At 47.4% G+C, this 580-nt stretch carries 4 tRNA genes; all 4 read right to left on the bottom strand.

The window, feature by feature from the left end:
* Positions 1-173 precede the first annotated feature (173 nt).
* Positions 174-249 (bottom strand) — tRNA-Ala (locus LCM00_RS24545).
* 15 nt (positions 250-264) lie between these two features.
* Positions 265-341 (bottom strand) — tRNA-Pro (locus tag LCM00_RS24540).
* Between the two features lie 24 nt (positions 342-365).
* Positions 366-442 (bottom strand) — tRNA-Arg (locus LCM00_RS24535).
* Between the two features lie 19 nt (positions 443-461).
* Positions 462-550: transfer RNA gene (locus LCM00_RS24530), tRNA-Leu, on the bottom strand.
* Between the last annotated feature and the right edge of the window lie 30 nt (positions 551-580).

The raw sequence follows: 580 nt of genomic DNA, 5'->3' as shown, positions 1-580 counted from the left end.
GCGTTCGTCCTGAGCCAGGATCAAACTCTCCATATAAGAGTAAGATTTAGCTCTGATAAAAATAAGATTAACGTTGACGTTTTTGTTCGTTCAGTTTTCAAAGAACAATCTCTGCCGCTTTTGAAGCAGCTTTTATATATTAACAGGAAGTAAATAACCTGTCAATAGTTTTTTGGTGGAGCCTAGCGGGATCGAACCGCTGACCTCCTGCGTGCAAAGCAGGCGCTCTCCCAGCTGAGCTAAGGCCCCATATAAAATTTCAAATGGTCGGGAAGACAGGATTCGAACCTGCGACCCCTTGGTCCCAAACCAAGTGCTCTACCAAGCTGAGCTACTCCCCGAACATGATAATTTTTAATATAATATGGCGCGCCCGAAAGGAGTCGAACCCATAACCTTCTGATCCGTAGTCAGACGCTCTATCCAATTGAGCTACGGGCGCATATTTAAAATAATTCTTGTGGTGCCGAGGACCGGAATCGAACCGGTACGGTAGTCACCTACCGCAGGATTTTAAGTCCTGTGCGTCTGCCAGTTCCGCCACCCCGGCAATCTCTGGAGCGGAAGACGGGATTCGAAC

Origin of the sequence: Bacillus infantis, from assembly GCF_020171945.1 — a bacterium.
In the GTDB taxonomy this organism is placed as follows: Bacteria; Bacillota; Bacilli; order Bacillales; family Cytobacillaceae; genus Bacillus_AB; species Bacillus_AB infantis_A.
This window is presented reverse-complemented; position numbering and strand designations above follow the sequence as displayed.